This is a genomic window from Pontibacter saemangeumensis, from assembly GCF_039541895.1.
GTDB classification, from domain to species: domain Bacteria; phylum Bacteroidota; class Bacteroidia; order Cytophagales; family Hymenobacteraceae; genus Pontibacter; species Pontibacter saemangeumensis.
Window position 1 is genome coordinate 87213 of record NZ_BAABHC010000003.1, and the last position, 23595, is coordinate 110807.

Below are 23595 nucleotides of genomic sequence, written 5' to 3' on the forward strand. Positions count from 1 at the left end.
TACTGTGTGAGTTACTGGTTGCCTAGTCCGATAATCCGTACTGGCATAGTGGCAGGTACAAGTCCTGACTTCAGGATAATGCGCTGCCCCTGATCACCTCCCAGAAAAGAGGCAAATCCTGTGCCAAGTCCTGCGCGGCCTTCTGTGCTGATCACGTACAGGAAGCGGCGCAAGGGATATACGCCCTGTGCTATATATGCCTGGTAGGGCTGGTAAAAGCTTTCAGTTGTCACCGGGTTGCTCTCTTCGCTGATGCCGAGAACATTTATTTTGTTTAAAAAGTTTATGGCTGTAGAATCATCAAGATCGCTGATCCAGTTAACCCCAATCACACCGATTGCATTCTCGTTCTGGGCTACATAATCTATCAGTGCCTGATGGGATTTGGCGGCAAAGGTGTTCTTGGGCAGTGTTTGGTTTGTCGTCAGAGAATCTCGTACGTAACGGGCGGTGCTTGAGTTGTTATTATCGAACACTATTGTTATATCTCCTAATCCTGAGCTTTCCTCCAGTGCTTTCCAGGAGGTAGTTTTCCCGTTAAACACACTCCTTACCTCCTCCATCGTCAGAAGAGTGTCCGGGTTGTTGGGGTTCGTAATCAGCGCTACCGCGTCTATGGCAATTTTAGTGGTGCGCGGGATCATCTTTTTCTTCTCAAATACCGCTGCCTCTTCAGGGGTCAGTTCCCGTGACAGGACAACGACCCGTGTGCTGTCGTTGAGGAAATCCTTGATAACTTCGCCTTCCGACTTATAGGCTGCTTCTATGTCTGCCCTGTCATATATGCCCTCAAACGTGTCTACGACAGACTCCATAATCGGCTGGAAAGATTCGTCGATGCTGATGTTCGTGCTGCCTGATGTAGGCGTGCTCAGGGGCGTTCCTGAGTCATTGCAGGCGTACAGTCCCCATATACCCGCAAACAGTGCTAGCCAGCTCTTTTTAATCTTCATATCCGTTGTCTTCTATGTTGCGTTTGTTTCTCTGATAGGCTCTTACAAATCTTACGACGCCATATAAGATCAGGATTCCTCCTAAGGCATATCTGATTTCATTGCTGATACTAAGCCTCAGGCTGTCTGCTGCAAACATGATTAATAAACCCAACCCAATGTAGACCAGCGTCATCAGCATCGTGAATATGCGGGCAAACTTTGTGAAAAAGCTAATCTGCGGATTGCTCTTATCTCTTTTTGGTCTCAGCATGTTGTACGTTGCTACAGGCTTATTTATTGTTTTAACCCCTAAAAATAAATCAATTGGCTATAAAAAGAAAGCAGAAGCTAACAAAACTCTGTTTGCTGCTCCTGCTGTCAGTTGCTAAACTTAAACTTATTGTAGGTTAAACCTGATCGGGAGAGTGTACCGTACTGGTACGGCTCTTCCGTTTTGCCTGCCAGGCTGCCAGTGGGGCATGCTGTTGATCACGCGAAGCGCTTCTTCATCAGTCCCATACCCCAGGCCCTTTACTATTTCAGCTTTTGTAATGGCTCCATCTGTTGCCACCACAAACGTGACCACTACAATGCCTTCCACTCGCGCGCGTTGTGCCTCTTTTGGGTAGCGCATCCTTTTGCCCAAGTATTCAAATAACGCCTTTTCGCCCCCTACGAACTCCGGCATTTCTTCCGCATGAATGAATTCGGCAGGAGGTGTGGCCACGTCTCCTGTCCCGTTGCTTCGGCCTGCAGGCATGTCAACCGGCCCTGCTGCCGGGAACTCAGGTAATTCCCCCGCCATAGTATTGCTGCCGATGTTCACTTTGCTGAGTAATTTTTGGTCCGGCACTGTCTCTGTTTTTACCAGCGCATTTTCCTCTACCACGTTGGGTTTTACGAACTTCTCCGTTTTTACCTGTTTCTCTGCCGGAACCATTGCCGGTGCTGCTTCCTTCTTCGGCTGCACGGGCGTTTCGGGCAAAGGCGGCAGCTCAATCACAATCGGTTCATATACCTCATATACCGGCTTTACATATTTCTCCTGTTTCGCGAAAAGCATGTTTTCCACTACTGGACCGACCAGTGCCCCCGAAAAAATTGCTGTTGCCAGAATGGCAGCAAGTGCCATATGCTTACTGTAGATCCTTCGCAAGGCATAGGCGCCATATGCTTGGTTACGTCCTTTAAAAATAATGTTGTTAAAGGTCATGCTTAAGTAATAGCTCTTTTTCATGGGCTTTCGGTTTTAGTGTTACATTATCTGTGAGGCATTTTTTGTTTATAGTTTCGGAATAGTTCTATATGATCTGATATTATACGCTTTTTATATATAAGAGGTATGCATGCTGAGCTTTTATTTCAGCCCAGGACACAAAAAAAGCCCGGCCATATTCTGACCGGGCTTTTTTGCCTTTGCCTGTTGAAGGCGGTTATTTAATCGTGTAACGCACCGGAAGGGTGTAACGCACGGGCACTGCCCGGCCGTTCTGCTTACCAGGAGTCCACTTCGGCATTGTTTTCACAACGCGCACTGCTTCTTCGTCGGTACCTCCTCCAAGGCTCTTCAGCACCTGGATTTCAGATATCTCGCCTGTCTTGCTTACTACGAAAGACAGTACTACGATACCCTCGATGCCGGCACGCTGTGCAGCGGCAGGGTAGCGGATGTTCTTACCCAGGTACTTCATCATCTCTGATTCGCCACCGGGGAAAGTCGGCATCTGCTCTACGTAAGTGTAAGGCTTCTCCTCAACCACTTCTGCTACTACATCACTTGTACCGTCAATGTCGCCGAGATCAGGTGGAGCGTCTTTGCTTCCTTCTACAGTTTCCACACCTGCATCAATCTCTTCGAGCACTTCCACATCCGGAATCTCCTCTTCTTCGACCACTTCGTTGTCACGCTTAACTACCGGTGGCGTGTACTTTACAGTAGCACGCACGGGCGGCGGCGGTGGCGGAAGGTCCGGTGGCGGCGGCGGTGGCGGCGGTGTTGCCTCATCAATTGGTGGCGGCGGGGCCAGATCTACCTCTGTTATAATTCGCTCAGTCACTACGGCCTCTTCTTCGCCTGCTATCATTTTGGAGATCAACGGAATGCTGATAAACAAAAAGAATAGAATAGTGGCGATGATAGCGGCTTTGGTGATATGGCTATTATACAGTCTGCGAAGTAGGTAGGCACCGTATGCTTTGTTTCGTCCTTCAAAGACGATGTCATCAAGCGATGCTTTCGCTGCTAAGTTACTGTCCATATGCTATTGTCCTATTTGTTGTTGTGCAAATAATTCCTTGTCTGCGTCGCTGTACTCAACGAGCGCAAACTTCCGGGTGTCCGTAATCTTCAGCTCATCCAGAATGTCCACCACGTTTTTGTAGCGCGAGGCATCCATGGCCTTGATCATCACAGTCATCTTCTCATTGCCTTTCACCTGCGGTGATACCAGCACTTTCCTGATGCCGTTTGCCGAGTAGTCCGACTCAATTACCTCCGGGTTGTCTGCTGCCAGGCCGAAGTAATAATACAGGTTATCGTTCTCGCCCAGTATAATCGTCATGGCATTACTCGCTTTCAGAGCAATCTGCTCTTCTTCATTTTCCGGATCCACGGGCATGTTAATTTCCATGGTGTTCGGCTTGTTGAAAGTCGTGGTAAGCATGAAGAACGTGATCAGAAGGGCGGCAAGGTCTACCAGCGGTGTCATGTCGACTTTGGTCGACGACTTTTTGGCGCGTTTCTTACCACCGCCTTTACCGGAGTCGCCTTTTTCTTGGATTTCTGCCATAGTCTTTTTCTCCTTTTCTTAATTATTCACTACTACTACCTGGCATTGCTTCCATGTCAGTCACCAGGTTAAACCTGTTTACTTTCCTGTCCTGCAGGATGTCGATCACCCGCTGAACCGTGGAGTAGTTTGCATCATTGTCACCCTTTATAGCGATCACCACTTTAGGGTTTGTGAGGCGTGTCTGCAGTACCCAGTCTCCCAACTCGTTTTGGGTCGAGTCAATTGGAATACCCGGCTGGTTCACATTCTCGCGCTCGCTGGACTGCATGGATAAGAAAGACTTCAGCTGGCTAACCGGTACACCAAAGTTGTTCAAAAGGGAAAAGGTTTTTTTCTCTTCTTCGGTGAAACCAACGCCGTACTTGCCTGCTATCTTCTCAAGTAATGCTTCCTTCGTATGCTGGCCATCCACCCCGAAAAACACCCGGTCATCGCTTCCGACCGTTATGGTTATCACGTTTGTGTCGGGTAGCTTAAGCTCCGACACAGACGAAGGGGTATCCACCACAAGGGCCTCCTCCTGTCTGGCGGTTGCAGTCAGCATAAAGAAAGTCACCAGCAAGAAGAATAAGTCCACCATTGGCGTCATGTCCAACGAGGGGTTAGTCCTTTTTACTTTAACTTTAGGCATGTTATTTTGTTAAATACGGTTTAACTATACTGTTTGTGTCTTCACAGGAGCAGTGTCGTGCTGAGATGCGAACGTTGAGATGATGCTGAAACCTGCCTCATCAATACCGTAAGTAAGCTCATCGATCTTGCTTGTGAAATAGTTGTACGCGATGATCGCGATGGCAGAACCAGTGATACCGAGTGCCGTGTTGATCAAGGCCTCAGAGATACCGTTCGCCAAACCTACCGCATCCGGGGCACCACCCTGTGCAAGGGCCGCGAACGCCTTAATCATACCGAGTACCGTACCGATCAGACCAACCAGTGTTGAGATAGAGGCGATTGTGGAGATGATCACCAGGTTTTTCTCCAGCATTGGGAGCTCCAGTGAAGTGGACTCCTCGATTTCCTTCTGAATGGCGGCAACTTTCTCTGCTTTCAGCAGTTCAGGCTCGTTCTGCATCTCCTTGTACTTCAGCAGACCGGCTTTTACCACGTTGGCAACAGAACCTTTCTGAGCATCGCAGGCAGCAATAGCGCCGTTGATGTCACGCTGGTTCAGCTTAGCGGAGATGATTCTTACGAAAGCGGCAATGCTCTTGCTTCCTTTTGCTTTGCTGATTGTCAGGGCGCGCTCAATAGCGAAGATAAACACCATCAGGTTAAGCGCCATCAGGATAGGAACTACCCAACCGCCTTTGTAAACAATGCCAAGGTAATTGCCTGGAAGCGGATGGCTGTCTGGGTCGCCACCTTCGAAGTTAGCAGGGTTACCTAATACAAACATATAGATAAGCACACATACGATGATAGCAATTGGAATAACAATAGTTGCAAATATGCCACCAATCGGGCTTGGCGCTTTCTCAACGTTAGGGTTCTTGCTCGCTACTGCAGTCTTTTTTTCCATTTTTTTAAAAGTTTAAAGTTTAGCTGTTTGTGTTGTAATAAATTGTTTGGTGAATGTGAAATGTAATGGTTTTGCTTTTAGTTACTAGTTGAATTTGCAATTTCTGCATTTTCTCAAATTTTCAAACTATATGGGCTTAAAATTTTGCAATAAGGATAGACTATTGTCTCTTTAGCACCCTAATTTAAGCTTTTCTCATTTAAAGTTCCTAATATTCCTGTCGCTTCCGATCAAAAAAAGATGTTTAACAGCTAATTGGGTCAAAGTACCAACATCAGTTATGCGAGCAGCACTTTCCTCTCCGTAATCTCTTAAAAGTAAGTAATTACTTCCTGAAACCTGCACAAGGACTGGTTTGCTGAGAGTATTAAACTGCTGATAGGCAATGTAATATAATTTGGCAAACACAGCTTACCCGGAAAATGGTTGCATCTTTTCCGCATTTCCTGAAGAAATTTACCGCATGCTGTTCTTCTTCTACAGAAAAAAGTGGGTTAAACATAACCATTTAAGTTCATAAAATAGGCGAACGCCTAACGTTTTTTTGCCTTGTTCCAATAAACGTCCATTTCTGTCAGGGTCATGTCCTGTAATGTTCTGCCGTCATTTGCCGCTTCAGTCTCCAGATACCCAAAACGGTCAATGAACTTCAGGTTGGTGCGCTCTAAAGCCTCTTCCGGGTTTATGCCGGCGAAGCGGGCAAAATTAATCAGGGAGAACAGCAAATCGCCGAATTCGGCGTTCGCCTTTTCGTGGTCTATGGCGGAGGTGTCTGCTGTGTTAAACTCCGCCTCGAATTCGCCCAGTTCCTCCTGCACTTTCTCCCACACCTGCGATTTGTCGTCCCAGTCGAATCCGGCCCCGCGGGCTTTTTCCTGAATGCGCATGGCCTTCACGAGTGCGGGTAATGAGGAGGGTACGCCTCCGAGCACAGATTTGTTCCCCTCTTTGAGCTTCAATTGCTCCCAATTTCGCTTTACCTCCTCCTCTGTGTCCGCTTTTGTGTCGCCATATATATGCGGGTGCCTGAAAATAAGCTTCTCGCATTGCGCATTCAGCACATCGGCCAGGTCAAAGGCTTTTTGCTCGGACGCGATCTTGGCGTAAAATACCAGGTGCAGCATCACGTCACCCAACTCTTTTTTAATCTCCGGCATGTCAGCCTTCAGGATGGCGTCGGAGAGTTCGTAGGTTTCCTCGATGGTGAGGTGGCGCAGGCTCTCGATCGTTTGCTTCCGGTCCCAGGGGCATTTCTCGCGCAGGTCGTCCATCACATCCAGCAGGCGGTTAAAGGCCTGCAACTGCCTGCCGCGTGGGCTATCGTCGAAATTATTCGTGCTCATAACTCCAAATATAAGAAATAATACGCACTGTCTTTCAACGTCGTGCTTTCAGCCGGGGTGTTTCTGGCAGCCGCTGGGAGTTAGGGTATAGAGTGCACCTATAGCTCTTGATCTTTTGCGCATCCATCAGGAAAAGCGGTTTTAAAGCGGCTATGAAATAAAGCAAAGTTCTATATAGCCTAATAAGAGTACGTATAAATTTAAGTTTTGAAGCGCACTTCAGCTATTTAAAAGGTAAAATTTATATATACAGAAACGGCCTGATCGATAAACTTGTAAAAACCCGGCAAAATACTTGCCCGCCCGCCTAAGGTGCAGACGCGGGTTGCCTTCCCGCAAAGCGCCGGCGCTGGCAGCGGGACGTGTGGGCGCCATGGCCCAGCGGTGCATTAGCTACCGGGGGGCTGCATCTGAACGAACTGGAGGTAGACAGGCTGAAGGTGAATGAGCGGGTGTAAGCCGGGGGTAGGGTTTTCCCATACCTATCTGCTTAACCGCTCTGTTTCTGCCGCCGCCCTTACGGCTGCTTGCTGCGCTCCAGGCCTCGTTTGCCTGCCGGGGGAATATGTGCCCGGTGGCAAGGGGCAAATCCCTGGCTCCGCGAGGTGTTGGTGCTGTATTAAGGGGTTAAAAATTCTGAAAGTATAAGTTAGATTGCTACTTTTGCCTGATCAAAAAATTTAACAGGTGGCATTAATAAAATCAATTTCAGGAATACGCGGAACGATAGGCGGGCGGGCGGGCGAAGGGCTCACGCCCGTTGACGTTGTGAAGTTCGCCGCTGCTTTCGGCACGTGGGTACAACAGACTACCGGCATCAACACCATTATAGTAGGCCGCGATGCCCGCCTTTCCGGCGAGATGGTGAACAAGCTGGTTTGCGCCACGCTGCAGGGCCTCGGCATTGATGTGATCGATGTGGGCCTCTCTACCACCCCCACGGTAGAGATGGTGGTGCCCGCCAAAAAAGCGGGCGGCGGCATAATCCTCACGGCCAGCCACAACCCAAAGCAGTGGAATGCCTTAAAATTGCTGAACCAGCACGGCGAGTTTATATCTGATGAGGAGGGAAAGCTGGTGCTGGGCATTGCCGAGCAGGAGAGCTTTGAGTTCGCGGAGGTTGGTGAACTGGGCAAGTACAGGCAAAGCGAATCGGCTCTTAAGAAGCACATAAAGGCCATACTGGATCTGCCGTTGGTGGATGTGGAGGCCATCAAAGCAAGAAACTTCAGCGTGGCCGTGGATGCCGTTAACTCCAGCGGCGGCTTTGCAGTACCGATGCTGCTGGAGGCGCTCGGTGTAACGAAAATAGAAAAACTGTTCTGCGAGCCGGACGGCAACTTTGCCCACAACCCGGAGCCGCTACCCGAGAACCTGCGTGAGATTGCGCGCGTGATCGAGAAAGGCAAGTTTGACCTGGGCATTGTGGTGGACCCGGATGTCGATCGCCTTGCCCTCATAAACGAGGACGGAAGCATGTTCGGGGAGGAATACACCCTGGTGGCCGTTGCAGATTATGTGCTGAAGAACCAGGTAGGCAACACCGTGTCGAACCTGTCCTCTACAAGGGCGCTGCGCGACGTAACCGAGAAAGCGGGCGGCGAGTATCATGCCGCAGCCGTGGGCGAGGTAAACGTGGTAAATATGATGAAGGCGCAGAACGCTATCATCGGCGGAGAGGGCAACGGGGGGGTTATATACCCGGAGCTGCACTACGGCCGCGATGCCCTGGTGGGTATCGCGCTGTTCCTGACGCACCTGGCCAAGTCTGACATGAGCATGACGCAACTGCGCGCCTCGTACCCGAATTATTATATCTCAAAGAACAAAATCGAACTGACACCGGAAGTGAATGTGGACGAGGTGCTGGTGCAGATGCAGGAGCGTTATGCCAAGCAGCCAATCAACACCATCGACGGCGTGAAGATCGAGTTCGGCAAGGAATGGGTGCACCTGCGCAAATCCAACACCGAGGCCATCATCCGGATCTATGCCGAGTCAGACAGCAACGTGACGGCAGAGCACCTGGCCAACAAGATCATTGGCGACATCAAAGAGATCATCTCAGAAAAAGTATAAGGCAAATGTGCTGCTGTCGCTTAAATAGAATGTGTTGTTGTAGCATATATAATCTATAGCAACTGAAGTTGCGCCACCGGGGCTGGAATGATTCCTCCTGCTGGCGCAACTTTTTTTTGTGCTGCGACAGTTGTTTTAAATAGAATCAGTAAATAGAAATACTAGTATGCGTGTTTATTTAGATAATGCCGCCACAACGCCTCTGGACAAAGAGGTTTTTGATGCCATGGCTCCCTATATGCTGGAGCACTATGGCAACCCATCCTCTATCCACTCGCATGGGCGCGAGGTGCGGGCGGCGATCGAAAAGGCGCGGCGAACGGTGGCCACGCTGCTGAACACATCTCCTGCCGAGATTTTCTTCACCTCAGGCGGCACGGAGGCAGACAACACCGCTATCATCAGCACCTGCCGCACCTTGGGCATAAAGCACGCCATCACCTCCGAACTGGAGCACCACGCGGTGCTGCACACCATGGAGCTGCTGGAGAAGGAGGGCGTGCAGGTGAGTTACCTGCGCCACGACGAGCGCGGCAACCTGGACCTGGCGCACCTTGAGGAGCTGTTGGCCGATCAGCCGCAGACGCTGGTGTCGGTGATGCACGCCAACAATGAGATCGGCAACCTGAACGACGTGGAGGAAATCGGGCGCATCTGCAAGGCGCACAACGCTATTTTCCACTCGGATACGGTGCAGACGATATGCCATTACACCCACGACCTGCAGACGCTGGGCGCCAACCTGATTGTGGGCTCCGCGCACAAGTTTCACGGGCCGAAGGGGGTGGGCTTTCTGTATTGTGATGCGGGCGTGAAGATAAAGCCCTATATACAGGGCGGCGCGCAGGAGCGCAACATGCGCGGCGGCACCGAAAACGTATATGGCATCATCGGTCTGGCGAAGGCTATGGAAATCGCGTACCGCGACATGGGAGAGCACGCGCGCCACATCCAAGGGCTGAAAGACAGGATGATCTCAAAACTGAAGGAGCAGCTGGAGGACGTGAGCTTCAACGGCATGTCAGCGTACGGCGACAAGAGTTTATATACCGTGCTGAACGTGAGCCTGCCGGCCTCCGACATCAACGAGATGCTGCTCTTCAGCCTGGATATTAACAAGGTTTCGGTGTCGGGCGGCAGCGCCTGCAGCAGCGGGGCCAACACCGGCTCGCATGTGCTGCGCGCACTGGCCTGCGACCCGGCACGCGGCTCTGTCCGGTTCTCGTTCAGCAAGTACAACACGTCGGAAGAGATTGACTACGCTGCCGGGACACTGGCAAAGCTATATAAAAAGGTGCCGGTTTAATATAGAGCCGCATCATAAGACGAGGCTTCAGCAGCAATGCTGGAGCCTTTCATTTTAAATCTAATCAACGCAACTTATATATGAACAGCATTGGGGTTTTCTGCGGGGCCAACCAGGGCAAAGGCGAACTATATATGCAGGCAGCCGCTGCGCTGGGTGCCCTGATGGCGGAGCAGCATCTAACGCTTGTGTTCGGCGGCGGAAAAGTAGGTCTGATGGGCACGATCGCTGATGCGGTGCTGGCAGGCGGCGGCACCGCCATCGGCGTGATTCCGCAGAGCCTCATAGACCGCGAAGTAGCCCATATGGGCCTTTCGGAGCAGCACGTGGTGCAGACCATGCACGAGCGCAAGGCGCTGATGGCCGCCAGGTCAGACGCGTTTATAGCCATGCCCGGCGGCTTCGGCACCCTCGACGAAATAAACGAGATCATCACCTGGAACCAGCTGGGCATTATCCGGAAGCCGGTGGCGTTCTACAACGTGAACGGCTACTATAACAGGTTCCTGGAGATGATCGACCACAGCGTGTCCGAGGGTTTCATCAAGCCAGCCTACCGCGACAGCCTGATCGTGGCGGAGGACGCCGCGCTGCTGCTGCAGAAGCTCAGGGCCTCCGCCGACGCTGCCTCAGCGCCAGGGGTGGATTTTAAGCGTATATAGCGGACTGTTGGTGCTTGCCTGAAATGATTTTGAGCGACTTTCATATATGGCTCCTCAAAAAATCAGATGTCGCAAGTTTAGCGAAGCGTAACTTGTGACGGTATATAGCTGAAGTTTTCAACTTCTTTGCTTTGCAAAAGCAAGGTCTGCAATTAAGTAGCCTTTGGTAAGCAAAGTTCAGTAAAGGCATTCTTCTGCTATCGCAGAAGGCAAGTTGAAAACTTGCGTCAATATCAGTCACAAGTTACGCTGCGCTAAACTTGCGACATATAAAGTCCATATATATAAACGCCGCTGATGTAGATGCATCAGCGGCGTTTATATATATAAGTTCTATCTGAAACAAACTCAGTACTGCAGCACCATCTCTTTCACGGCCTCCACCCACATAGGCTCAGAGTTCAGGCTTTCTACCAACTGCCATTTCTCGCCGCCGGCCTCTAAGAACATATGCTTGAACTCGTCGCCCACCTCGATTGTCGTCTCCAGGCAGTCGGCTACGAAAGCGGGGCTGTAGGCCAGCACTTTCTTGATGCCTTTGGCGGGCAGCGTTTTCAGCACCTCGTCGGTATAAGGCTGCAGCCACGGGTCTTTCAACAGCCGCGACTGGAACGAAACCGTGTACTGGTCTTCGCTGAGGCCTAATTCCGCGGCCAGCAATCTGGAGGTAGCAAAGCAGGCGGCACGGTAGCAGTACTTGTTGCGCTTGTTGTAGGTGTTGCAGCAGGCGCCCAACTGGCAGTAGCCTTTGTCGCTGCCTTTCAGCACCTGGCGCTCCGGCAGGCCGTGGTAGCTGAACACTACATGGTCGTAGGTATCCTGGGCCATATGCTGCCTGCCCAGCTGGGCAAACGACTTGATGAAGCCCGGGTCGTCGCAGAAGCTGGAGATGAAGTTAATGCTCGGGATCACCCACCAGTCTTTCACAATCTCCATCACTTTGTCCTGCACCGAGCCGGTGGAGGCGGAGGCATACTGCGGAAAGAGTGGCAGCACGATGATGCGGTCTACGCTCTGCTCGCGCAGTTCCTCCAGCGCACGCCCAATGCTCGGGCTCTGGTACCGCATGCCGAACGCCACATGGTAGCCGTCGCCGAGGGCAGCCTGCAGTTTCTTCTGCAGGTCGAGGCCGTGGTACAGCAGCGGGGAACCGCGCTCGGTCCACAGTTGCTTGTACACCTTGGCGGACTTCGGCGCCCTGAACGGGGCAATCACACCGTTGATCAGGGCATAGCGCGGAATGGCGGGGATATCGATCACGCGCTTGTCCAGCAGGAACTCGCGCAGGTACTTTCTGACGTCAGGTGTGTTCGGCGTGTCCGGTGTGCCTAAATTAACCAGCAGCACGCCGATTTTTCCAGTTGCTTTCTTACTCATTGAAAAGTATAAATGCTTATCTGCTGCAAAGATACAAAGTATAAAACTTTCTTTTAGATGAGAAATATCATGGTCTCATCTCCGGGGTAGTGGATATGAAAGCGGCGGGTGCATAAATTGTTCAGGCTATTTTACTCCTTTTGACATTTTTGGCTTTTCGGTGTCCGCAGGTCTCGCGAGCGTTTGGTGCCACAGCGCCGCAGCTTTTCCCGCCGGACGCTCGCAGGAGCTGCGCACGCTGCGAGGTCTTCCGGCAAGTGTCTGCTAAGCAAAGGGGCAACAGCTATATATAAGCCGATGCTCTCACCGCCTCATTCACAATAATTTACACATTACGCCGCCGTCTCGTAAAAAAGAAGTACTTTTGCAACCTCAATTTCAAAGTGTATGTCCGAAGTAGCACATAAAGCCGGTTTTGTTAGTATCGTGGGCAAGCCGAACGTGGGCAAATCCACGCTGATGAACGCGCTGGTGGGCGAGAAGCTCTCCATCATCACCTCCAAGGCGCAGACGACGCGGCACCGCATCATGGGGATCCTGAACGGAGACGATTTCCAGATCGTGTATTCCGACACGCCCGGCATCATCAAGCCGCAGTACGCCCTGCACGAGTCGATGATGGGATTTGTGCGCACCTCGCTCGAGGACGCCGACGTGATCCTGTTCGTGACGGATATATATGAGAAGCACGACGAGGAGGAAGTCATCAGCCGCCTCCGAAATGCGGAGGTGCCCGTGCTGGTGCTGGTCAACAAGATAGACCAGGCCAAGGTGCAGGACGTGAAGGACAAGATCATCTATTGGCAGGAGAAAATGAGCCCGACAGAGGTGCTGCCGATCTCAGCCCTGCACGGCACCAATACCGAGCACCTGTTCGACCGCCTGCTGCATTACCTGCCCGCGCACCCGCCCTACTTCCCGAAAGACGAGCTGACCGACAAGCCGGAGCGCTTCTTCGTGTCGGAGATGATCCGGGAGAAGATCTTCCTCAACTACAAAAAGGAAATCCCTTACAGCTGCGAAGTGGTGGTGGAGGAGTTTAGAGAGGAGGAGGACATTATCCGCATCCGGGCCGAGATCAGCGTGGAGCGCAAAAGCCAGAAAGGCATCGTGATCGGCCACAAAGGCGAGGCGCTGAAGAAAGTGGGCACGCAGGCCCGCCTCGACATGGAGGAGTTCTTCCAGAAAAAGATTTTTCTTGATTTATATGTGCGCGTGAACGAAAACTGGCGGACAGACCAGAAGCTGCTTCGGCGCTTCGGCTACAGCGAGTAAGTAGGCGCATGTATTAAAGCTTCGGGGCAAGGTGCCCCGGGGGCACTTTAACTTTTTATTTTTTTACGATGTCAGCAAACATCATTGCGATTGTGGGCCGCCCCAACGTGGGCAAGTCCACCCTTTTTAACCGCCTGATCGGCCACCGCAAGGCCATCATGGACAACGAGAGCGGCGTTACCCGCGACAGGAGCTACGGCCACGGCCAGTGGACGGGCAAGTATTTCACCGTGATCGACACGGGGGGCTACGTGCACGGCTCCGAGGATATTTTCGAGGAAGAGATTAACAAGCAGGTCGAGATCGCCATCAAGGAGGCGACCGTGATCCTGTTTATGGTGGACGTGGACGCCGGCCTGACAGGCCTGGACGAGGAATTCGCCAACGTGCTGCGCCGCACCGACAAACCGATTTATATCGTGGCCAACAAAGCCGACACCACGGCCCGCGCCAACCAGATGGGCGAGTTTTACTCGCTGGGAGTAGGCGAGGAGATTTTCCCGGTTTCGTCGCAGAACGGCTCCGGCACCGGCGAACTGCTGGACGAGGTGGTGAAGCACTTCGAAGACGAGGGCGTGGAAGACCCGGATGCGGGTATCCCGAAGCTGGCCGTGTTGGGCCGCCCGAACGTGGGCAAATCATCGTTCGTGAACCTGCTGCTGGGCGAAGACCGGAACATAGTGACCGACCGCGCCGGCACCACCCGCGACGCCATCCACTCGCGCTACAACGCGTTCGGCAAGGAGTTCATCATCGTGGACACCGCCGGGCTGCGCCGAAAGAGCAAGGTGAGCGAGGACATTGAGTTTTACTCGGTGATGCGCTCGGTGCGTGCTTTGGAGGATGCCGATGTGTGCATCGTGATGCTGGACGCCACGCGCGGCATCGAGTCGCAGGACGTGAACATCATCACGCTGGCCGAGAAGAACCGCAAAGGCATCGTGATCCTGGTGAACAAGTGGGACCTGATCGAGAAAGACACGCACTCCACCAAAAAGTTTGAGGAGGAGATCCTGGACCGCATCGCGCCGATCAAGTACGTGCCGGTTATCTTCACTTCGGTGACGACCAAGCAGCGTATCCTGAAGGCGGTGGAGAAGGCCATGGAGGTGTATGAGAACAAGACGCGGAAAATCTCCACGTCCAAGCTCAACGACCTGCTGCTGCCCGACATCGAGCGCTATCCGCCACCGGCCATCAAAGGCAAACTGGTGAAGATCAAGTATATCACGCAGCTGCCGACGCACAACCCGACCTTCGCCTTTTTCTGCAACCTGCCGCAGTACATCAAGGAGTCGTATGCGCGTTACCTGGAGAACAGGCTGCGCGACCACTTCGGGTTTGAGGGCGTTCCGATCAACCTGGTATTCCGTAAAAAATAATTCCCGGAAGGATTGGAGATAGAGATATAGCGGTATATTTGCGGCTTCATTTCTAACATAGGAAAAATATCATGAAAAAAGTATTTGGTTTACTTTTCGTTGCTGGTCTGTTCACTTTCGCGTCTTGCAGCAATGCAACCGAAACTGCTTCTGAAGTAGAGACAGTTGAAGAAACTACAGTAGAGGAAACTCCGGTAGTAGAGGAAGAAGTGACTGAGACAGAGGTTGCGCCAGTTGATTCAGCTGCGGCACCCATTGATTCGGCTTCTTCGCTTTAATCAGCAACCGGAAAACCACCTGGCACAGCAGCCGGGGCAACAGAAAGGCACCTCCCAAGGGTGCCTTTCTGCTTTTATATATATTTTCAGAACTATATGCAGGAACTGTCGTATTCGTTGTGGTAATCCTCATACACGCAGTGTGGAGAGGGCGACATTACGATTTAATCAACCACTAAATTTATAAAACCATGAAAAAGGTACTTTATGTATTTGCGCTGGGCAGCCTGTTTGCCTTCGCCTCCTGCGATTCTCCCGCTGAAGAAAGAGCGGATGAAATGGAAGACCAGACCGAGGAATTAGAAGACCAGGCGGAGGAAAGAACAGACGAGATGGAAGACATGGAAGAGGAGATGGACACCACTGCCGTGATCGAGTAGGCGGCAGGCCCAGTTTCTTAGCTATATATAAAACGATATAATCAACTCAAACAGATACTTATGAAGAAGCCAATATACATGCTGCTGGCCGCGGGTTTATTTACCTTCGCCTCATGCGATTCTAACACGGAAAACAGAACGGAAGAAGCCACCGAAGAAGTAGGAGAGGATATGGAGGAAGGTGCCGAGGACATGGAAGAAGGAATAGAGGAAGGCGCCGAGGAGGTAGAAGAAGGGGTGGAGTAACTGCACCCGTGCGAACGAAAACAGAAGCGGCTGCCCTTGGGCAGCCGCTTCTGTTTTCGGGCTATATGCGCGTAATATGAAAAGTTATACGACTTAATACGGCTGTTGTGCGTATAAGCCTCAGGAACCTGCCCCGGGCAAAGGCCGCGGCCGGTTTGATAATCAACAACACACTAACAAAAAAAGACTATGAAAAAGGTAATGTATATGCTGATGGCCACAGGGCTGTTAACGTTTGCCTCGTGCGCATCCACTGAAAACGCCGTAGAAGAGGGCGCAGAAGAAGTAGAGGACGCAGCAGAGGAGGTTGAAGAAGAAGTAGAAGACGCAGTTGACCGCTAACCGGTAGCTCATATTTATCCTATATACAAGAAGGGACCTGCCGCGGCAGGTCCCTTCTTGTATATAGGACACTCAACTTATATAGGCTTCACGGCCCCAGCCGCTTCTGGATCATGCTGTTGACGAGGGCAAATAGGCGCTTCGGCGTAAAAGTGCGCCACGGGATCTCGTCCAGGGTGCCGCCGTAGTTGATGTAATAGTCCAGGCTGTAGTTCTTCATCTCGCTCGTCACAAAGTCCTGAAAGCCCAGGGCGGCGATCCAGCCGTCCTCTATATCCTCGAACCATTCCTCGTAGTAAGAGTCGTCGGAGCCATGGAAGTTAAACACGTTCTCGCCGATGATGATGAAGCGGTGGATGCCCTCGTGCACCAGCGGGTCGATGATGTTGCGCTTCAACTGCATGATGTCGTTGTGAAGCGTATCATTCCACTCCCCGATAAACTCAATGATGGTAAACCCGAGGTCATAATCGGTAAAGAGGATCTTCAGGAAGAGCGTTTCCGATTCCATGTCGTCCCACTGCGGGTGGATGTAGTACCCGTAAATGGTGTTGGTGTACTGCAGGAGGTTGCTCTCAGTGCCGTAAAGCGGCGACCGCGGATCCTCGGCAGCCGAATAGCTGTCCAGCCAGTTGTAAAATGGTTCTATGGTATGCATAACAAATCGAGGGTGATAAAGCTGGTAAAACAGGCGCTATGGTTCCATTTACTACAAAGGGTGTCGCAAAGTTGAGGCTTTTGCAGCTCTTTTGCAGCGCTGGGTCATCTTTTGGCTGCATAAACAGAGCGCCCATTGCCATATATACCCCAAAACGGCACATAGCCCGCCGGGGCAGGAACTGTTTTAAGGCAATGTGCGATTTAGAATAAGAATGTTATACTTGTAAATCCGTTAACACAATTTGTTTGCCATGCTCCCAAACCCAATCAACAGCAAAGCCTGTGCTTTCCCCGCCCTTATCTATAGCCCGCTGCTCTGCCTGCTGCTGGTGCTCGGCCTTGGTGGTTGTACCAGCACCAAAGTGCCGGAGTTTGAAGTAATGCCGGATTATGCGGAGGTATACCACCCCCTGATCAACGTGGCAGAGCTGAACATTGTGCGGGGGGAGTATGCGGACGCACTGTCCGCCTACAAGCAGGCGTTTGCCTCGGTCCCGACTCCGTTTGCCCGCGACTACTACAATGCCGCCGTCAGCGCGGTGCAGCTGCAGGATGAAAAGCAGGCCTTCGGCTACCTGGAGCAGCTGGTGCTGAAAGGGGTGAGCCTGCCTTACCTGGAACGGCAGCAGGTGTTCGACTCGCTGCGCACCACCAAGGCGTGGAAAAAATTTGAGCGCCAATACCCGAAGAACCGCAGCAAGTTTGAGGAAACCCTGAACAAGGAGCTGCGCGCTGACCTGGACGAGCTATATGCCCGCGATGCTTATTTCAGGCTGGCGGAAGGCGGCCTGCGCGTGCACGGCGACACCATCCGCAAAATAGAGACTGCCAATGTGGAGAACCTGCTGGCCTGGATCGAGGAGTACGGCTACCCGGGGGAGCAACTGATCGGGGTGGCCGATACTCTGGAGCAGCTGCCCCGCTTCAGCATCGTGATACAGCGCCAGACAAAGGCCCGCAAAGGATATGATTTCACCGAGATCCTCACCAAAGCAGTGAAGGAGGGGCGCCTGGCCCCGCAGCCGGTCGCCTACCTCCTGGACCAGCAGGCCGGCAAGGGCCTGTACGGCTCCAAGGCCTTTGTTACCGTGAACTGCACCAGGTGCAAAGAACAGGAAAAGCCGCAGCGCTACCTGGTTGAGAAAATGAGCGAGGAAGAGTTGGAGCGCATCAACAAAAGACGCGCCCCGTTGGGGCTGGAGCCGCTGGATGATTATAAAAAGAAAGTGCTTTTCGGCCTCGGCAACAATGTGTTCAAGCTGAATTATGACTGGTCGGTGGTCGAGTACAAAGTGCCCAGCAGGGAGGCTGCCTCGGTGCTGTTGGAAGGCCTGACCGCCGCAGAGCCAGAGTAGGCCGCATGGCCTGCAGTTCATATATAAAAAGGCGGCCGGAAATGAGATTCCGGCCGCCTTTTTATATATGAACTGCAGGCTGCGTGTTATTCCGCTTCGCTGCTGCCCCGGAAAGCCTCTATGGCGGCGCGCACGCTGCCAAACTTCTTGAGCATGGCGCCAGCCTCGTTGTAAGGCAGGTTAAGCTCCTCCATCACCATGCGGGTACCCCTGTCCACCAGCTTATGGTTCGAGAGCTGCATGTCTACCATTTTGTTGCCTTTTACATGGCCGAGCCGCACCATGGTGGCCGTTGTGAGCATGTTCAGCGCCAGCTTTTGGCCTGTGCCGGCTTTCATGCGGGTGCTGCCCGTCACGAACTCCGGGCCGGTCAACACCTCTACCGGGAAGTCGGCCTCGGCGGCTACGGGGCTGTCTGGGTTGCAAACGACGCAGCCAGTGGCAATGCCGTGCCGGCGGCAGGCCTTCAGCCCCCCGATAACGTAGGGCGTTCTGCCCGATGCGGCAATGCCCACCACAATGTCACTGTCTGATATGTTATGCGCCTGCAGGTCTTTCCACGCCTGGTCGGGGTCATCCTCCGCAAACTCCACTGCCTTGCGGATGGCGCCGTCGCCGCCCGCTATCAGGCCCACCACCATGCCGTGCGGCACACCGTAGGTGGGTGGGCACTCGGAGGCATCTACTACGCCCAGGCGGCCGCTCGTGCCCGCCCCGATATAGAACAGCCTTCCGCCTTGCGCCAGCCTTTCCACGGTGGCCTCTACCAGCGCCTCCAGCTGCGGGATGGCTTGGGCTACTGCCTGCGGAACGGTCTGGTCTTCGCGGTTGATGTTCTGCAAAAGCTCCTGCACGCTCATCTGCTCCAGGCTATTATAATTCGATGCTGATTCGGTAGTAGACAAGTTAGTTATGAGTTTAGAATGGAGAGTTAAGAATGAGGGAATCGGGATGAAAAACAAAAGCAAAAGGCTTTAAAGATATATAGCCACAAAACCAATGTCCTTTGTCTTTCATCCGCAGTCCTGTTTCAAGGCGCTTACTTGCCCTGACCCTGCGCCATAAGCTCTAGGTGGTAGGCGATCAGGCCTTCGCTCGGGCTGGTGATGATGGTGCCTATATGCGCGCCGTATTTCTGGGCCACCTGGTGCAGCGTGTCGGAGAAGTGGTACGCGATGGAGCCCACAAAATTGACAGGCACCTCTGTAAAGCCTTTGTATTTGCACACGTGGCGCTCAAAGAACTCATCGAAGTTCTGGTAAATCATGGCATGGATCACCGGGTCTTTGCGCTTTTCGCTCATGAACTTGGCAAATGTGGCCAGGTACGTGCTTGGCATGTCAGAGTAATAAACTGCATCCAAAATGCCGTCTTTCGTCAGGTTGTAGCGGTTCTTGAGGGAGGTGGCCAGTTCCTCCGGCAGCTCGCGGTACAGGTACGCCCTGATCAGCATCTTGCCCAGGTAGGCGCCGCTGCCTTCGTCCCCCATCAGGAAGCCCAGCGAGGGCACGTTGTCCACAATGTTTTTGCCGTCGTAGAGGCATGAGTTAGAGCCGGTGCCCAGGATACAGGCAACCCCTGGCTGGTGCCCGCACAGGGCGCGCGCCGCCGCCAGCAAGTCATGGTCTACGTGCACCTCGCTGGCCGGGAACGCCTTTCTCAGGGCCTGCTCCACACGCAGGTTACGGTCTGGTGAGCTGCAGCCTGCGCCGTAGTAATAAATGATGGTGGGGCTCTTCTCCTGGAGTTTCGGGAGCAGCTCCGCCTCAAATATGCTGTATATCTGAACGGCATCTATATACTGCGGGTTAATGCCTGCCGTGTACACCTGTTCATGAACGCCTGTGGCGTCTATCATGCGCCAGTCTGTTTTGGTTGAGCCGCTGTCAGCTATTAATATCATGATTGTATATTTGTTATTTAATTAATTTATCTCCTAAGGTAGCAAATTTTATGAACTGGCTTTGCCTACGGTTCTTTCCTCCTGTAAACGGAATTTTTCACAAACCCGATCACCTCGAACTTGTCGAAAACATGATGTGTGTGCGGCGCGTCGCTCAGTTCCTCCGTCAGGTCCTGGCCAGCCCAGTGCTCGTAGTGCCTGCCGTTGCGCCACAGCCTCGACTTTAGCACATCATATATCACGCCCTTGTACGCCACCCATATCTCGGCCCGGTCCTGTCCGTTGCGCGAAGCCAGTTGCTGTAAGGTGTATTCGGGCAGAGCCATATATAAGAGAGGTATTTGAAGAGAAAGAACCGTGTCAGGGAAGAAGCCGCTTAGCGTGCAGCCAATGGCACACGCCCAGTCATTCCTGCGCTCTCCGCCTGTCCCTCTTCCTGCGTTTTAATCTTCCCATATCCTCATATTTCCGAATCATCCGATCCGCGCCTGCGTCATAATCCAGCGGTTGGGCACCTCACCCTCTATGGCCTGCAGGTAGTCTTCGTAGCTGCAGGGCACGATGCGGCTTGCTTTTTCGCTGCTGAGCGGCTCCACCTCCAGCCACCATTTCTCGCCGTTCCTGCTCTTGTAAAAGATCATCCGGTCGGGGTTGTCCGTGTTGAACGTCACGGCGTATTTGGTGAACTGCTTGCTGCTGAAGTCCAGCTCGTTTTTCCGGTGATAGAAGCCTTCCACAAAGTACCAGATCATAGTGGCGATGGTCATGGCCGTCAGGCTGCGCTTGTCCAGTGCAGGGTCATATTCATATATGCCCAGCGATGTCAGGTTATCGTTCAGGCCGGCGTACCAGCAAAGCTGGCAGGCCTCCTCGCCGGTAAGCCCGAAGGGGTTGGCCGGCTGGTAGCCGGGCGCGTCCTGGTGGCGGATGGCCGATATGTCGAACGAGAGCAGGTCGGCGACGCGCACCACCGGCTCCATCTCCTGCACCTTGTGGTGCACCTCGCCCACCCGGTAGGCCTCGAAGTGCAGTTTCTCCAGCGTCGCCATCACCTCCGGCTCCACCAGGTACGACTGGTAACCGATCTGGCCCAGGCTGAACAGGTAATTTGGCTCGTGCATCAGGATCCGGCGCAGCTGCTTCTTGTTGGGGGTGGCCTCGGGGTCCTCTGTCATGTCCACGCTGCTGTCGATGGTCACCATGTTCACCACGCGCTCCAGGTGCTCGTAGCCCAGGTACTGTCCGTACTCCAGGTCCTGCGAGCCGCCGATGATGATGGGAATGGTGTTATGCGAGATCATCACTTCCACAATCTCCCGCAGCCGCAGGTACGTGTCCTCCAGCGTGATGCCGGGGCGCAGGTTGCCTAAGTCCACCAGCCGGCAGCGGCCTGCGCCCTTTGTCAGGCTGTACAGGCGCTGGCGCACCGCGCGTGCCGCCGAACTGGCTGCGGCAGGCGCTGGCGCCTCCTCTTTGCAGCCCCTTGTCTCGTTCACGCCGAGCAGTGCGATGTCGGCGCTTCGCCAGTCGGGGAACTTGCTCACGAAGCGGCTGGTGTAAAAGCCCAGCGTGCGCGGCTTGTTCAACGCGGCATATACGTCTTCGTTCAGTGGCTCAAAAAAGATAGACAGGTTCATAGCGTTTATCCGGAAAAACCAAAAATACTTAAAATTTGGTTTCAGGCAGGGCGGCGGCGCCCACATCGGGAAATAAAATTGATGTCCGTAAATATAATTGGCAGGAAATATTTGTGCCGGGAAGCGTGGCAGAATTCAAAAAAATAGTTAAAATGCATATATAACACGCACATTTGAGGTGCCGAGGCGCATTTTCTGCCCATAGCCGGCGCTTTTATATATAACTGATCTGCCAAACCACCACGCCATGAACATTACCCGAACTTTTGACCTTTTACCCTTCCAGCAGCAGCACAACCCAAAGCCCGACTGCCTGGCTGCCAAAGTGAACGGCACCTGGCAAAAGCACAGCACAAAAGACGTGCACGACTATGCCGACCAGGTGAGTCTCGGCCTGCTGAAGCTCGGGATAGGGAAGGACGACAAGGTCGCTATTATCTCCTTCAACCGCCCGGAGTGGGTGTTTGTTGACTTCGGGATTCAGCAGATTGGCGCCATCAGTGTGCCGCTGTACCCCACCATCACGGTGGAGGATTACCGCTACATCCTGAATGACGCTGAGGTGAAAGCTATTTTCGTGGCCGATGCCTCGCTGTATAACCGGGTGGTGGCGGCCACGGAAGGCATGCCCGGCCTGCTTGAGATCTACACCTTTGATGAGGTGAAGGGCGCCAGGTACTGGAAAGAAATGCTGGAACTGGGCAAGGGCGACGATGTGCAGCGGCTGGAGCCGTTGAAGGCGGCCGTGAAGCCGGAGGATGTGCTCACGATCATCTATACTTCCGGCACCACGGGCAACCCCAAGGGCGTGATGCTGACGCATCACAACCTGGTGAGCAATGTGCTGGGCGTGCTACCGATCGTGCCTGTGAACCACACGCACCGGGCGCTGAGTTTCCTGCCGCTTTGCCACGTGTTCGAGCGCATGCTGCTGTACCTGTACTTCAGGATCGGGGTCTCTATCTACTATGCCGAGAGCATTGAGCGGGTGTCTGACAACCTGAAGGAGGTGAAGCCGCATATATTCACCACGGTGCCGCGCCTGCTGGAGAAGGTGTATGACAAGATCGTGGCCACCGGCATGGAACTGACGGGTGTGAAGCGCAGGCTTTTCTTCTGGGCGCTGGAACTCGGCCTGAAATACGACACGCAGAAAGACCAGGGCTGGTTCTATAACCAGCAACTGGCAATGGCAAACAAGATTATCTTCAGTAAGTGGCGGGAGGCGCTGGGGGGCAACATCAAAGTGATCGTTTCTGGGGGGGCGGCCCTGCAGCCGCGGCTGGCGCGGGTATTCTGGGCGGCCAACATACGCGTGATGGAGGGCTACGGCCTGACAGAAACTTCCCCCGTGATCGCGGTGAACCGGTTTGAGCCGGAGGACAACATGATCGGGACGGTAGGCGCGCCTATTGACGGGGTAGAGGTGAAAATAGCACCCGAGGACGGGGAGATCCTGACCCGCGGGCCGCACGTGATGAAAGGCTACTACAAAAAGCCGGACCTGACGGACGAGGTGATCGACAAGGACGGCTGGTTCCACACCGGCGACATTGGGGAGATGGTAGAGGGTAAATACCTGAAAATAACGGACCGGAAGAAGGAGATGTTCAAAACCTCGGGTGGCAAGTACGTGGCGCCGCAGCCCATCGAGAACAAACTGAAAGAGTCGGTGGTGATAGAGCAGGTGATGGTGGTCGGCTCCGGGCAGAAGTACGCGGCGGCGCTCATCGTGCCTTCGTTCCCGGGCCTACAGGACTGGTGCTCCCACAAAGGCATCCCCTATACCACCAACGAGGAAATGCTCGCCCACCCGGAGGTGCAGGAAAAGTTCAAGCGGGAGGTGGAGAAAACCAACCAAGGGCTGGCGCAGTTCGAAACCATTAAAAAGTTTAAGCTGGTGCCAAACATGTGGACCGTAGAATCCGGCGAACTGACCCCAACCCTGAAGGTAAAGCGCAAGGCAATTACGGAGAACCACAAGGCGCTGATCGAAAGCATGTTTTAATATGTAATTTATCTATAACTCTTGACATTGAAACTGGAGAAGCGGCCCCGGAGCATGCGCTGTTCCTGCGTGCGTTTGAGCAATTCTTCGCCACTTAAGCAAGAAGGCTACGA

General features: G+C 53.2%; 25 protein-coding genes. 12 read left to right on the top strand and 13 right to left on the bottom strand.

The genetic code is table 11. The features are described from left to right. Positions 1–11 precede the first annotated feature (11 nt). The gene (locus ABD920_RS04155) at positions 12–953 is read right to left on the bottom strand and encodes a PstS family phosphate ABC transporter substrate-binding protein (protein WP_345156999.1); all 942 of its coding nucleotides are present in this window, start codon (positions 951–953) and stop codon (positions 12–14) included. A 203-nt stretch (positions 954–1156) separates the two neighbouring features. Between ABD920_RS04155 and ABD920_RS04160 the strand changes: the two genes are divergently transcribed. Further along, the gene (locus tag ABD920_RS04160; protein ID WP_345157000.1) at positions 1157–1324 is read left to right on the top strand and encodes a hypothetical protein; all 168 of its coding nucleotides are present in this window, start codon (positions 1157–1159) and stop codon (positions 1322–1324) included. A gap of 8 nt (positions 1325–1332) precedes the next feature. Here ABD920_RS04160 and ABD920_RS04165 read toward each other — a convergent pair whose 3' ends face one another. The 6 genes from ABD920_RS04165 to mazG form a co-directional block, all read right to left on the bottom strand. Then, positions 1333–2172, bottom strand: coding sequence for an energy transducer TonB (locus ABD920_RS04165; protein WP_345157001.1), 840 nt, complete (start codon positions 2170–2172; stop codon positions 1333–1335). A 196-nt stretch (positions 2173–2368) separates the two neighbouring features. Then, entirely contained in the window at positions 2369–2881 is a 513-nt protein-coding gene (locus ABD920_RS04170) for an energy transducer TonB (protein ID WP_345157002.1), read from the bottom strand. 315 nt (positions 2882–3196) lie between these two features. Continuing rightward, on the bottom strand, positions 3197–3724 hold the full coding sequence (locus ABD920_RS04175; protein WP_345157004.1) for an ExbD/TolR family protein: 528 nt from the start codon (positions 3722–3724) through the stop codon (positions 3197–3199). 22 nt (positions 3725–3746) lie between these two features. Next, on the bottom strand, positions 3747–4358 hold the full coding sequence (locus tag ABD920_RS04180) for an ExbD/TolR family protein (RefSeq protein ID WP_345157005.1): 612 nt from the start codon (positions 4356–4358) through the stop codon (positions 3747–3749). Between the two features lie 24 nt (positions 4359–4382). Continuing rightward, positions 4383–5249 carry a MotA/TolQ/ExbB proton channel family protein gene (locus tag ABD920_RS04185; RefSeq protein ID WP_345157007.1) on the bottom strand — a complete coding sequence of 289 codons (867 nt, stop codon included), beginning with the start codon at positions 5247–5249 and terminating at the stop codon, positions 4383–4385. A 533-nt stretch (positions 5250–5782) separates the two neighbouring features. After that, positions 5783–6592, bottom strand: coding sequence for a nucleoside triphosphate pyrophosphohydrolase (gene mazG, locus ABD920_RS04190; RefSeq protein WP_345157008.1), 810 nt, complete (start codon positions 6590–6592; stop codon positions 5783–5785). Between the two features lie 687 nt (positions 6593–7279). Here mazG and glmM point away from each other — a divergent pair. From glmM to ABD920_RS04205, 3 genes are all read left to right on the top strand, one after another. Then, positions 7280–8671 (top strand): phosphoglucosamine mutase, encoded by a 1392-nt coding sequence (glmM, locus tag ABD920_RS04195; RefSeq protein ID WP_345157009.1) that lies wholly within the window; start codon positions 7280–7282, stop codon positions 8669–8671. A gap of 166 nt (positions 8672–8837) precedes the next feature. Beyond that, positions 8838–9977 (top strand): cysteine desulfurase family protein, encoded by a 1140-nt coding sequence (locus ABD920_RS04200; protein ID WP_345157010.1) that lies wholly within the window; start codon positions 8838–8840, stop codon positions 9975–9977. Between the two features lie 80 nt (positions 9978–10057). Continuing rightward, entirely contained in the window at positions 10058–10639 is a 582-nt protein-coding gene (locus ABD920_RS04205) for an LOG family protein (protein ID WP_345157011.1), read from the top strand. Between the two features lie 348 nt (positions 10640–10987). On the opposite strand, the gene hemH is transcribed toward ABD920_RS04205, so the two are convergent. Beyond that, on the bottom strand, positions 10988–12016 hold the full coding sequence (hemH, locus tag ABD920_RS04210) for a ferrochelatase (RefSeq protein ID WP_345157012.1): 1029 nt from the start codon (positions 12014–12016) through the stop codon (positions 10988–10990). Between the two features lie 387 nt (positions 12017–12403). Between hemH and era the strand changes: the two genes are divergently transcribed. From era to ABD920_RS04240, 6 genes are all read left to right on the top strand, one after another. Further along, positions 12404–13291, top strand: a complete 888-nt coding sequence (era, locus tag ABD920_RS04215; protein ID WP_345157013.1) for a GTPase Era — start codon at positions 12404–12406, stop codon at positions 13289–13291. Between the two features lie 68 nt (positions 13292–13359). After that, entirely contained in the window at positions 13360–14673 is a 1314-nt protein-coding gene (der, locus tag ABD920_RS04220) for a ribosome biogenesis GTPase Der (RefSeq protein WP_345157015.1), read from the top strand. Positions 14674–14744: 71 nt separating this feature from the next. Continuing rightward, positions 14745–14951 (top strand): hypothetical protein, encoded by a 207-nt coding sequence (locus ABD920_RS04225; RefSeq protein WP_345157017.1) that lies wholly within the window; start codon positions 14745–14747, stop codon positions 14949–14951. Between the two features lie 191 nt (positions 14952–15142). Beyond that, a complete protein-coding gene (locus ABD920_RS04230) occupies positions 15143–15331 on the top strand; it encodes a hypothetical protein (RefSeq protein ID WP_345157018.1) in 189 nt (62 codons plus the stop codon). A 60-nt stretch (positions 15332–15391) separates the two neighbouring features. After that, positions 15392–15577 carry a hypothetical protein gene (locus ABD920_RS04235; RefSeq protein WP_345157019.1) on the top strand — a complete coding sequence of 62 codons (186 nt, stop codon included), beginning with the start codon at positions 15392–15394 and terminating at the stop codon, positions 15575–15577. A 189-nt stretch (positions 15578–15766) separates the two neighbouring features. After that, positions 15767–15919 (top strand): hypothetical protein, encoded by a 153-nt coding sequence (locus ABD920_RS04240; RefSeq protein ID WP_345157021.1) that lies wholly within the window; start codon positions 15767–15769, stop codon positions 15917–15919. Positions 15920–16007: 88 nt separating this feature from the next. On the opposite strand, the gene ABD920_RS04245 is transcribed toward ABD920_RS04240, so the two are convergent. Further along, a complete protein-coding gene (locus tag ABD920_RS04245) occupies positions 16008–16577 on the bottom strand; it encodes a hypothetical protein (protein WP_345157022.1) in 570 nt (189 codons plus the stop codon). A 253-nt stretch (positions 16578–16830) separates the two neighbouring features. Here ABD920_RS04245 and ABD920_RS04250 point away from each other — a divergent pair, with 253 nt between their 5' ends. Continuing rightward, positions 16831–17934 carry a tetratricopeptide repeat protein gene (locus ABD920_RS04250; RefSeq protein ID WP_345157023.1) on the top strand — a complete coding sequence of 368 codons (1104 nt, stop codon included), beginning with the start codon at positions 16831–16833 and terminating at the stop codon, positions 17932–17934. 86 nt (positions 17935–18020) lie between these two features. On the opposite strand, the gene murQ is transcribed toward ABD920_RS04250, so the two are convergent. The 4 genes from murQ to ABD920_RS04270 form a co-directional block, all read right to left on the bottom strand. Further along, positions 18021–18839, bottom strand: coding sequence for an N-acetylmuramic acid 6-phosphate etherase (murQ, locus tag ABD920_RS04255; protein WP_345157024.1), 819 nt, complete (start codon positions 18837–18839; stop codon positions 18021–18023). A gap of 134 nt (positions 18840–18973) precedes the next feature. Further along, positions 18974–19837 (bottom strand): hypothetical protein, encoded by an 864-nt coding sequence (locus ABD920_RS04260; RefSeq protein WP_345157026.1) that lies wholly within the window; start codon positions 19835–19837, stop codon positions 18974–18976. A gap of 65 nt (positions 19838–19902) precedes the next feature. Further along, a complete protein-coding gene (locus tag ABD920_RS04265; protein ID WP_345157027.1) occupies positions 19903–20163 on the bottom strand; it encodes a cytochrome b5 domain-containing protein in 261 nt (86 codons plus the stop codon). 147 nt (positions 20164–20310) lie between these two features. After that, positions 20311–21474, bottom strand: coding sequence for a formimidoylglutamase (locus ABD920_RS04270; protein WP_345157029.1), 1164 nt, complete (start codon positions 21472–21474; stop codon positions 20311–20313). Between the two features lie 247 nt (positions 21475–21721). Between ABD920_RS04270 and ABD920_RS04275 the strand changes: the two genes are divergently transcribed. Then, on the top strand, positions 21722–23482 hold the full coding sequence (locus tag ABD920_RS04275; RefSeq protein WP_345157030.1) for an AMP-dependent synthetase/ligase: 1761 nt from the start codon (positions 21722–21724) through the stop codon (positions 23480–23482). The last annotated feature ends 113 nt before the right edge of the window (positions 23483–23595 follow it).

Excerpts from the sequence above, each read along its gene's own strand:
- ABD920_RS04155 (WP_345156999.1), bottom strand. The coding sequence starts at position 953 with ATGAAGATTAAAAAGAGCTGGCTAGCACTGTTTGCGGGTATATGGGGA.
- ABD920_RS04165 (WP_345157001.1), bottom strand. The coding sequence starts at position 2,172 with ATGAAAAAGAGCTATTACTTAAGCATGACCTTTAACAACATTATTTTT.
- ABD920_RS04175 (WP_345157004.1), bottom strand. The coding sequence starts at position 3,724 with ATGGCAGAAATCCAAGAAAAAGGCGACTCCGGTAAAGGCGGTGGTAAG.
- ABD920_RS04180 (WP_345157005.1), bottom strand. The coding sequence starts at position 4,358 with ATGCCTAAAGTTAAAGTAAAAAGGACTAACCCCTCGTTGGACATGACG.
- ABD920_RS04185 (WP_345157007.1), bottom strand. The coding sequence starts at position 5,249 with ATGGAAAAAAAGACTGCAGTAGCGAGCAAGAACCCTAACGTTGAGAAA.
- mazG (WP_345157008.1), bottom strand. The coding sequence starts at position 6,592 with ATGAGCACGAATAATTTCGACGATAGCCCACGCGGCAGGCAGTTGCAG.
- ABD920_RS04200 (WP_345157010.1), top strand. The coding sequence starts at position 8,838 with ATGCGTGTTTATTTAGATAATGCCGCCACAACGCCTCTGGACAAAGAG.
- ABD920_RS04205 (WP_345157011.1), top strand. The coding sequence starts at position 10,058 with ATGAACAGCATTGGGGTTTTCTGCGGGGCCAACCAGGGCAAAGGCGAA.
- hemH (WP_345157012.1), bottom strand. The coding sequence starts at position 12,016 with ATGAGTAAGAAAGCAACTGGAAAAATCGGCGTGCTGCTGGTTAATTTA.
- era (WP_345157013.1), top strand. The coding sequence starts at position 12,404 with ATGTCCGAAGTAGCACATAAAGCCGGTTTTGTTAGTATCGTGGGCAAG.
- der (WP_345157015.1), top strand. The coding sequence starts at position 13,360 with ATGTCAGCAAACATCATTGCGATTGTGGGCCGCCCCAACGTGGGCAAG.
- ABD920_RS04225 (WP_345157017.1), top strand. The coding sequence starts at position 14,745 with ATGAAAAAAGTATTTGGTTTACTTTTCGTTGCTGGTCTGTTCACTTTC.
- ABD920_RS04230 (WP_345157018.1), top strand. The coding sequence starts at position 15,143 with ATGAAAAAGGTACTTTATGTATTTGCGCTGGGCAGCCTGTTTGCCTTC.
- ABD920_RS04235 (WP_345157019.1), top strand. The coding sequence starts at position 15,392 with ATGAAGAAGCCAATATACATGCTGCTGGCCGCGGGTTTATTTACCTTC.
- ABD920_RS04240 (WP_345157021.1), top strand. The coding sequence starts at position 15,767 with ATGAAAAAGGTAATGTATATGCTGATGGCCACAGGGCTGTTAACGTTT.
- ABD920_RS04245 (WP_345157022.1), bottom strand. The coding sequence starts at position 16,577 with ATGCATACCATAGAACCATTTTACAACTGGCTGGACAGCTATTCGGCT.
- ABD920_RS04250 (WP_345157023.1), top strand. The coding sequence starts at position 16,831 with ATGCTCCCAAACCCAATCAACAGCAAAGCCTGTGCTTTCCCCGCCCTT.
- ABD920_RS04260 (WP_345157026.1), bottom strand. The coding sequence starts at position 19,837 with ATGATATTAATAGCTGACAGCGGCTCAACCAAAACAGACTGGCGCATG.
- ABD920_RS04265 (WP_345157027.1), bottom strand. The coding sequence starts at position 20,163 with ATGGCTCTGCCCGAATACACCTTACAGCAACTGGCTTCGCGCAACGGA.
- ABD920_RS04270 (WP_345157029.1), bottom strand. The coding sequence starts at position 21,474 with ATGAACCTGTCTATCTTTTTTGAGCCACTGAACGAAGACGTATATGCC.
- ABD920_RS04275 (WP_345157030.1), top strand. The coding sequence starts at position 21,722 with ATGAACATTACCCGAACTTTTGACCTTTTACCCTTCCAGCAGCAGCAC.